This is a genomic window from Undibacterium sp. Di27W, assembly GCF_049340345.1.
In the GTDB taxonomy this organism is placed as follows: Bacteria; Pseudomonadota; Gammaproteobacteria; order Burkholderiales; family Burkholderiaceae_D; genus Undibacterium.
On the sequence record NZ_JBMPOS010000039.1, the window covers coordinates 1 to 8,903 of the forward strand.

The window sequence follows — 8,903 nt, forward strand, 5'->3', positions numbered from 1 at the left end:
TGTGCCTGCCGCGCCCAAGGCCTGATATTTATGAATGACAATTCCAGAACCAATCCAGTCGATGATGATATTGATATTACTGCGAGCGTCCTGCGTAACTGGCCTCTCCCAATTCCAGATGCCATGGCAGATAAAGAAGCACGTGGTCATATCTTGATCATCGCTGGGTCACGTGAAATGCCCGGTGCTGTCTTGTTGTCTGCCACAGCGGCATTACGAGCTGGCGCAGGCAAATTAAGCATTATCACCGCCGCCAGCGTAGCAGTAGCACTGGGCGTCGCTTTGCCAGAAGCCAAAGTGATTGGCCTGGATGAAACTGTTGATGGCGGATTAATCGCACATGGCAATGTGGTACAGACAGCATGTGAATGTGCCAGTGCAGTTTTGGTTGGTCCGGGTATGCAGGATGATGAGGCTACTCAGGTACTGACTCGTCTCGTTCTTGCCCAGTGTAAAGACAAATTAGTTGTGCTGGATGCTGCAGCGATGAATGTCCTAAGAAAGGACGCATCAGACAGCACATCAGATAAGACGGTGTTGAAGGCCAGGGTAGTCATTACGCCGCATGCGGTGAAATGGCGCATCTAACAGCTCGATCAAAGTCAGAAATAGAAGGAGCGCCAGAGCAAGCTGCGCGTCAGGCTGCACAAGAGTGGAATGCCACAGTAGTGCTGAAAGGCAGTACAACTTTTATTACCGACCCGGGAGGACGGCTATGGTGGCATAGCGGCGGAAACACCGGCCTTGCCACTTCTGGTTCTGGAGACGTATTGGCTGGATTGATTGCGGGGCTGGCCGCTCGTGGAGCGACACTTGAACAGGCCGCAGCCTGGGGTGTCGCACTTCACGCGCTGGCCGGTGAACAATTGTCCTTGCAACATGGTCCGCTTGGTTTTCTTGCTCGTGATATCAGTGCCTAGGGTCCGCCATTGTTGCGAGTCTTGTCGGTGTCCTAAGGTGAGACGAAAATGAAAATTGAAGCCGAAAAATCCTTTCTAGATCTGTTTCAGTATTCCTCGTAAGGTTCATGACTTGCGTCAAGAAAACTAGCGACTAATCATAAAAATTTCTACATAAACAGCCATGCCCGAAGGCCCATCTATTCGCATATTGCAGGAAGCAGCCAACAGTTTTTCTGGAAAGACTGTGGAAAAAGCGCATGGCAACGCCAAAATAGATATGGCTCGCTTGGCAAATCAAGAAATTAAGGCCTTGCTGACCTGGGGCAAGCACTTTCTGATCGTCTTTGAAGATTTTACAGTGCGCATTCATCTTCTGATGTTTGGCAGTTATCGAATCAATGAACGCAAGGACGCGATTCCGCGCTTGGCTTTATTATTCAAAGATGGGCAGGAACTTAATTTTTATACCTGTTCCGTCAAATATCTTGAAGGCGATATCAATACGCACTATGACTGGTCTGCTGATGTGATGTCAGACAGTTGGGATGCCGCCGCAGCCCGCAAAAAATTACGCGCAAATGCTTCTATGCTGGTGTGTGACGCTTTACTGGAGCAGGATATTTTTTCTGGTGTGGGTAACATCATTAAGAACGAAGTCTTGTTCCGCATCCGTCTTCATCCGCTTTCAACGGTAGGAAGTTTGCCAAGTGCAAAATTAACGGCACTGGTCACGCAGGCGCGGAAGTATAGCTTTGAATTTCTAGAATGGAAAAAAGCGTTTGTCTTGAAACAGCATTGGCTGGCGCACACGAAGAAAATTTGTCCACGATGCCAGATTCCATTTTTGAAAGGCCACTTGGGACAGAAAAAGCGTAGAGCGTTTTATTGTGAGCGCTGTCAAAAAAAATATACCTGAGCGATCTCCAATATACGAATCAATTCAAATTTTTTATTTAAAAATTCTCCTATACGACCTATGTTTATTTAGAAATTTAATATAGCCATTCCAAAAAAATAAAAGCGGATTGTCTAAAATCCGCTTTTATAGAGATAATACTTCAGAATCCTTACATGAATTTAAGGGGCACTGGCTTCTGAAGTAGACTTAATGTCTTCTGCGCCAGCTTTCTCGTAAATTTCTTTCGCAAGTTTAGTACGATCAGAATCATCTGTGTGAACAGAGATTAAAATGTTACCGCTGCGGATTTTTCCATCATATAGTTTTGCCTCATATTCAGGGATGCCCAGGCCAACAAGGCCGCCAATGAGGCCGCCTGCTGCTCCGACCAAGGCTGCACCGCTCAATGCAGCCATAATAGGACCTGCGGCGATGAAAGGTCCTACACCAGGAATTGCCAATGCGCCTATGCCAGTCAGCCAACCCAGGATCGCACCAACGCCCATGCCTGCAACACCGCCCGTCGCTGCTCCTTCAGGCAATTTAGTATTTTGCTCGTGCGCAAAATCCCTGGTTCCCTCCTGATCTGGGAATAACACGGAAATATCATTATTTGAAAAACCAGAGTTTTTTAAGCTATCAACAATATTTTCAGCTTGGACGCGATTTGTCGCGATACAGTAAATTGCAGTTTTCATGTGTATTCCTTTTAATGAATTATCGTGCTTGCGTATTTTGCTTGGCCTGGCTTGGGCCAGCCTAGTTCGTTTTTACATCCAATGCGTTATTGATGGAACTCACACCCTTAACAGCCTGGACGATTTTTTCAATTTTCGATTTTTCGTCGGCAGTTTTTACCGGGCCACGCAAAGTGACCTTTCCGCTATCTACATTGATCTTGATATTGTGTGCGGTCATCGACAGGGATTTGTCGTGAACAATAGAGCGCCTGACTTCTGCGAGTAGCGTCCGGTCTTCTGGCGTATTAAATTGATCTTCTGGGGTTTTATTTCCAGCGAGCTTATCGCGCTGATTAATGGCAGTATTATCCACATTAGATGCGGTTTTTCCTTCAGTAACAACTGGAGGGGCCGGGTCTGCAGCAAATACTGTAGCGGGCAATATAGCCAGGCTCAGTAATGTTACAGCACCAATCTGATTAAATCTTCTTCCCATTTACTTCTCCTGGTTAAGTCCCTCTAGGACAATTAACCATATATTAAGAAGTTTCAATCTTTGCATCTGTGCGGTAGGTCACATGTAATCTTGTATCGAAAAAGGAGTTTTCAGTCAGGAACTAATTCTGCGCCGTCTCGTACTTAAAAACTTCGCTCGGCAGACAACTCGTAACGCGGCTTACTTGAAAATCTAAGCCGGAAGCGGCTTGTCGCGCTACACTTCGTAAACACAATGGGAATTTGTTTTTAGGCGAAAAGTTATCTGTCCAGAAAAAATCAGGCTGACCTTAGTTCCGTTGATGGCCGCTACCGGCGCTATCGCGCAATACTTTGCATACTTGAACGTGGTATTCAGTAAACAAAGAGCTTCGTCCTTTCTTTTTTGCCTCAACATGCAGCGGGTGTTTAGCCCATGCACGCATACCCTCTTCAGAGGAAAACTCCACGATTGTTACCCTCTCCCCGTCATTCGCTACAAAACCTTTATGCGAGATGTAGCCCGGAATTTCTGCCACCAATTTGCTTAGCTGTGTTGCCATAGACTGATACTCCTCCAAGGTTTCTGAATTTAATCTTGAGCGAAAAACAGTAATTAGCATTTTATTCCTTTAGTTATTTTGTGCCCACCAAAGTGACGGTGCACAACATAAGTCTAGGTTCTCTTAAAATTCTTGTAAATTGAATTAAAATGAATTTTTCGTTCTCAAAAACAGAATATGAAGCTTTCTGACCTACGTGTATTCCAAGAGGTAGCAAATCAAGGAGGTATTACCCGTGCAGCATCAGTATTGAATCGGGTTCCATCCAACGTTACAACACGCATTCAAAATTTGGAGGCTGATCTTGGCGTTTTGCTTTTTGTTCGCGAGTCCAAACGCTTGCAGCTGACCTTTCAAGGCAAAATATTGCTTGATTATTCAATTCGCCTATTAAATTTGGCCGAAGAGGCACGGGGCGCCATGCATGAGACGAACCCGCGTGGCGTGCTAGCTTTAGGTGCCATGGAAAGCACAGCGGCTATACGGCTTCCTGCACTGCTGGCTAAGCTCAATGAATCGTATCCTGATCTATCAGTGGAACTAAGAACGGGAGCTCCCCGTCCATTGACTGCCCGGGTTCTCGCTGGTGAACTCGATGCAGCGTTAGTTGCCGAGCCAGTATCAGACACACGTCTTCATAGCGTGTTGGCTTACGTCGAAACCTTGGTTATTATCGGCCCGCTATGGCATCCACCAATCCGGTCTGCACGCGATATGCAAATTGGAAACTTATTAGCGTTTGAGTCCGACTGCCCACATCGTCAACGCCTTGAAGCCTGGTGTGCCCGCGACCAGGTGGCGCCGCAGAAAATCATTGAATTGGGTTCTTACCATGCTATGCTCGGATGCTGCATTGCAGGTATGGGCATTGCCTTGATACCCGCTGCCGTTCTTGAAACATATACTGAGCGAATTAGGTTGTCAGAACACTTTCTTGACGGAGACATGCGTTCAGTTAACACAATGCTTATTTCGCGTAATGATTTTATGCAGCCAAAAGTCGCAGCCTTGTTGCAAGTGTTATCGGAGTTACAGCTTAATTTTGCTGAGGATAACACTGTGATCTCTGTGGAAAAAAGAACGAGGCCAGTACTCCCATAGGTTTTTGGATATTGACAGCACGGCTGCATTTTCTGGATACATCCTGGTTGACGGCTATGCAAGCTAGAACGGATTGTGCGGCACTGTTCGCGCCGATTGGATGGCGTATGTCCGTAGGAAGTGATCCAATCTTTGGATCTTCTTTTCGATTGTTGATTTGCACTGAAAATTGACCCACGTTTAGCACACAATCCTACTTATTTTGGTGAGTAGCGGCAGGAGTGATTGACGTCGAATTACTAGGTATTATTCGACGCTGGCACATTGGTGACCAGATGCCCCTACGGGAGACCGCCAGACGACTGCACAGCTCTCGCAACATTGTCCGGCGCTATCTGATCGCTGAAATCACAGAACCAGGTCATGTAGAGCGACGAACAACCTGTACCATTGGTAAATATGCATTGCAGCTTTCAGGCTGACTTAAAGCTGCAGCGGGTAAAAATTTCAAGAAGGGACGCAGCTTAAAACAGCTTCACTTGTGTCTGGAAGAATTTGGATTTGAGGAGTCGTATGGCCGGGTGGCAGCCTAACTAGGCAGTGGTAGGTGGGTCAAACTGACAGAGTCATTCAGCACCGCGTTCAAACGTGCCATACAATGCTCACCTAGAACTGCGGAGTTCGTAAAACATCGACAGCGAGCAAAAATATACTTGAAACTCGACGGCCGCCATCAAATTTCGACCGACGGGATAGTAAAACGCATAATCTCTCTTTTTTATTGCGGAACCCATTGCAAAGGCTTGCCATTGACGTCGGCCACCGTCATGATTTCTTTAAAAATGCGCGCTTGTATGCTGTCTGGCAGTCTTACCATGTCGACGGCATGAACCAGATGGTCTCCGTTCATAAAGCTCCAGGTAAAAAATTTCATTGTTGCAATCGCTTTATCGGGGTTACTAGCATTTTTCTGGAGTATGACAAAGGTACCCATCGCGATAGGCCAACTGTTGGGTCCGGGCTTATCAGTCAGCATTTCTTCAAAGCTACCTTGCGTTTTCCAACCGCTATTAAGCATGCTAGCCGCGAATGCATCGGCTGAAGGTGCTACAAATTTTCCATCCCGGTTCTTAAGAAGTACATAATCCAAGCTGTCCTGGAGCACATAGTTGTAGTCGATATAGCTGATAGCGTAAGGTGTTTTTTTTACTGCCGCAGATATGCCACTGCTACCCTTAGCCTGAATTAGCTCTGCGTGCCACTTGATTGTAAAATTCTTGCCATATGTACTCTGCCAATCTGGTCTAAGCTTTGCCAGGTAATCTGTGAAATTATAGGTAGTGCCAGATCCATCTTGACGTGCTATCACTTCTATTGTTTTCTTGGGTAGTTTGATATCAGGATTTAACGCCGCGATAGCAGGATCATTCCATTGGTTCACTTTCCGACCGAATATGTCTGCCAGAACCTCGCCTGTGAGTTTTAATTTTCCTGATGCGATCCCGGGGATATTAACAACTGGTACCACGCCAGAAATTGCGGATGGAAATTGAATCAGGCCGTCATGCTTTAAGTCAGCCACACTGAGCGCGACATCGCTGGCACCAAAGTCTACCGCTTTTGCTTTAATTTGTTTTATGCCTGTGGATGAACCAACAGGTTGATAGACAACACTTATTTCGGTTTTCTTGCTATAGGCGTCCGCCCATTTACTATACAGAGGTGCGGCTGCGGAGGAGCCAGCGCCATTTATCGTTGCCGCAATCCCTGATGAGATATGAAAGCTCAGAACCAAGAAAAGTGAAAAGGCTTTGGATATGGTCGCGATTTGACCAAATCTAAGCATATTAATGGACTTGCCGATAGGCTGGATATCGGCATCTTTATCGGAATAGTTGCGATGTATAGAACGAAATGAGGTTCTTGGTAACAGTAATAATAAAGTCATTTTAATACCTCTTTGCATGCCATAAATAAGCGCTGAAATGTTGTAAGGTCAATTCTTACTCGCCAGGCGAAGTTTGGACTTGGTAATTTGCCTGACTTGTGCGGCAGAATTTTTTGTCGTTATGCGGTGACGTTCCACTTCTTGACTTGATTTTGTCGCTTCAACGTCATGAATCTTGAACACAGCGACTGCTTGCGACAGTCTGACCGCCTGATCACGCATGCTTTCTGCCGCCGCTGCCGCTTGCTCAACCAGAGCTGCATTCTGCTGCGTGATGTCATCCATCTGACTCAGTGCCTCATTCACATTCTCAATACCGGAACGCTGTTCGGCACTGGCAGTAGTGATTTCTTCCATGGCATCGGTGACAGACTGAATGGAGCTAACAATCTGTTCCATGGTTGCGCCTGCCGCCTGCACTTGCTTGCTGCCTACATTGACCTGTTCTACCGAAGCTGTAATCAGTTGCTTAATCTCTTTGGCCGCACCGGCAGAACGTTGTGCAAGATTGCGTACTTCTGAAGCAACAACAGCAAAGCCACGGCCCTGTTCGCCAGCGCGGGCAGCTTCTACTGCAGCGTTCAGAGCAAGGATATTGGTTTGAAAGGCAATGCCGTCAATAACACCGATGATGTCGTTGATTTTTTTTGACGATTGTTCAATAGCTCTCATGGTATCAATCACCCGTTCCACTGCCACGCCCCCTTCGCGGGCTATATCTGAAGCAGACAAGGCATTACCGTTGGCTTGTTCCGCACCAATAGCGTTTTGTTTCACTGCGTTGGTCAGTTCTTGCATGGAAGCAGAAGTTTCCTCCAGCGAACCGGCTTGCTGTTCAGTGCGGGTGGACAAATCAGCATTGCCGTGCGCAATCTCCTGGGATGCCGTGGCGATTGTTTCTGTCCCACTGCGGATATTGGCAACGAGACTTGCCAGCCCCAGGCTCATTTCTTCAAATGCGTTGAGCAACTGCGCTATCTCGTCCTTACCATGTGACGAAATCCTGGTACTGAGATCTCCTGCTGCGACACGTTGTACAGCTTCGCTTAGTTCTTGCACTTCGCCAGAAAACGAAACATAGAATCCGGCCAGTAAATAAGCTGCAACAATCAAGATGAAGGAAATCACTGCGATCAACATATTTCGGTGCAAGATGTCGCGTTGAAGACGCTCTTCCAGAGATGCACCAAGCAAAGCTCCTGTAGCATTTGCATAGGCATACCAGCCATCGACACTTGCTATGCCCGCTTTCAAAAATTCTGTGCCCGATGTCTGGTTCAGGGTATTGAGTACTTCATTTTTTGTACGCTCCAAGAACGCCAAATTACTGGCAAGTACGGCCTGTTGCGCATCCAGCTTCGTTTTGAAGCCAGGGTTAGCTCTGTACATCGCTTCCAGTAGTGCCGGAATACGACTGATGTCACGTTTGGCTAGCATTACATCCGAACTGATCAGCAAATCCTCATTGGCCTCCAGCAAGCCCGTATCGATATAAGAAGCTCCTCGAGCTGCAATATCTGAAATGCCATCTGCTATTTCAGGCAAATTTTTTGCAAAAAGATTAATCAGGTAATAGGTATCCACTTCCGGGTCCAGCGTAAGATGCGAACGATCGGCGATTTGCGTATTAAGTTTATACAATTGTGCGATCAGCGATGAGTGATCGATATAGCTTTCTTTATTCTTTGATGCTGGCAGCTTTTGTACGATGCTTTCCCAGGACTGTCTGATGGTGGTAAACGATGCGTCCAGCCCCATTTCCAATTGAGTTTTTTGTAGTTTGTCAAACGCTGATATTTTTGAGCTAATTTCTTGCTGTACCTTGCTTGCCTCTTCTTTGGCTGGTGCATTACCGGCCAGGGCTAAATGACGCAGAGCGCGATGACGCTGCGTCAGTTTCAGCAATTCTTGTGCAGCCTGCAATTGCTGGACACCCAGCCGCTCACTCTGACTAAAAGAGATAGATTTATTGAGCTCATGGATTAGCAAGCCAGTGATCAGGATAGCGGGTACAGAAAAAAGTACCGCAACGATCAGGAACTTGGGAAACAGACGGAGGCGCTGCATTAGCGCGATGGCAGGACGTAGAAACATGGTGTGGTCACCTTAAAGCGGCATAGCTCGTTTTAAGGCAAAACGAGCTTATTGCATTGCAGCAATGATGCGCCAGCTTTATGACATTTTCGTGACTTCGATGTCACAAATAGTTACGACATTTCAAGTGCCGTAACCGATGCCATAGGTGAAAGCGTTTATGATGCTAAGCGTGGACCCGGCGACACTCTGGCATAGTCAACACTCGCTGGGTAACCTGGCGTGGAACACCATGTGCCCGCAAGTATTCTAGAGCACAAGCAGTTCCTACTGTTTGCTGCAGGGACAATCCATGCTCAACCT

Annotated in this window: 7 protein-coding genes and 1 pseudogene; 3 read left to right on the forward strand and 5 right to left on the reverse strand. The window is 46.8% G+C overall.

Going from position 1 to position 8,903, the window contains the following annotated elements:
* Nucleotides 1-177 precede the first annotated feature (177 nt).
* Nucleotides 178-920, forward strand: a pseudogene (locus ACO0LF_RS30765) (NAD(P)H-hydrate dehydratase).
* A 163-nt stretch (nt 921-1,083) separates the two neighbouring features.
* Nucleotides 1,084-1,818 carry a DNA-formamidopyrimidine glycosylase family protein gene (locus ACO0LF_RS30770; RefSeq protein ID WP_423021131.1) on the forward strand — a complete coding sequence of 245 codons (735 nt, stop codon included), beginning with the start codon at nt 1,084-1,086 and terminating at the stop codon, nt 1,816-1,818.
* 161 nt (nt 1,819-1,979) lie between these two features.
* On the opposite strand, the gene ACO0LF_RS30775 is transcribed toward ACO0LF_RS30770, so the two are convergent.
* From ACO0LF_RS30775 to ACO0LF_RS30785, 3 genes are all read right to left on the reverse strand, one after another.
* The gene (locus ACO0LF_RS30775) at nt 1,980-2,498 is read right to left on the reverse strand and encodes a hypothetical protein (RefSeq protein ID WP_423021133.1); all 519 of its coding nucleotides are present in this window, start codon (nt 2,496-2,498) and stop codon (nt 1,980-1,982) included.
* Between the two features lie 61 nt (nt 2,499-2,559).
* Complete coding sequence (locus ACO0LF_RS30780) at nt 2,560-2,976, reverse strand: BON domain-containing protein (RefSeq protein WP_423021135.1); 417 nt, start codon at nt 2,974-2,976, stop codon at nt 2,560-2,562.
* Nucleotides 2,977-3,265: 289 nt separating this feature from the next.
* On the reverse strand, nt 3,266-3,577 hold the full coding sequence (locus ACO0LF_RS30785; RefSeq protein ID WP_423021137.1) for an antibiotic biosynthesis monooxygenase family protein: 312 nt from the start codon (nt 3,575-3,577) through the stop codon (nt 3,266-3,268).
* Between the two features lie 117 nt (nt 3,578-3,694).
* Here ACO0LF_RS30785 and ACO0LF_RS30790 point away from each other — a divergent pair, with 117 nt between their 5' ends.
* Nucleotides 3,695-4,618, forward strand: a complete 924-nt coding sequence (locus tag ACO0LF_RS30790; RefSeq protein ID WP_423021139.1) for a LysR substrate-binding domain-containing protein — start codon at nt 3,695-3,697, stop codon at nt 4,616-4,618.
* A gap of 718 nt (nt 4,619-5,336) precedes the next feature.
* Here the strand turns inward: ACO0LF_RS30790 and pstS are convergent.
* Entirely contained in the window at nt 5,337-6,506 is a 1,170-nt protein-coding gene (pstS, locus tag ACO0LF_RS30795) for a phosphate ABC transporter substrate-binding protein PstS (protein WP_423021141.1), read from the reverse strand.
* 48 nt (nt 6,507-6,554) lie between these two features.
* The gene (locus tag ACO0LF_RS30800) at nt 6,555-8,600 is read right to left on the reverse strand and encodes a methyl-accepting chemotaxis protein (protein ID WP_423021143.1); all 2,046 of its coding nucleotides are present in this window, start codon (nt 8,598-8,600) and stop codon (nt 6,555-6,557) included.
* Between the last annotated feature and the right edge of the window lie 303 nt (nt 8,601-8,903).

Bases quoted from the DNA above. Each gene is read 5' to 3' on its own strand.
- ACO0LF_RS30770 (WP_423021131.1), top strand. From the start codon at position 1,084: ATGCCCGAAGGCCCATCTATTCGCATATTGCAGGAAGCAGCCAACAGT.
- ACO0LF_RS30775 (WP_423021133.1), bottom strand. From the start codon at position 2,498: ATGAAAACTGCAATTTACTGTATCGCGACAAATCGCGTCCAAGCTGAA.
- ACO0LF_RS30780 (WP_423021135.1), bottom strand. From the start codon at position 2,976: ATGGGAAGAAGATTTAATCAGATTGGTGCTGTAACATTACTGAGCCTG.
- ACO0LF_RS30785 (WP_423021137.1), bottom strand. From the start codon at position 3,577: ATGCTAATTACTGTTTTTCGCTCAAGATTAAATTCAGAAACCTTGGAG.
- ACO0LF_RS30790 (WP_423021139.1), top strand. From the start codon at position 3,695: ATGAAGCTTTCTGACCTACGTGTATTCCAAGAGGTAGCAAATCAAGGA.
- pstS (WP_423021141.1), bottom strand. From the start codon at position 6,506: ATGACTTTATTATTACTGTTACCAAGAACCTCATTTCGTTCTATACAT.
- ACO0LF_RS30800 (WP_423021143.1), bottom strand. From the start codon at position 8,600: ATGTTTCTACGTCCTGCCATCGCGCTAATGCAGCGCCTCCGTCTGTTT.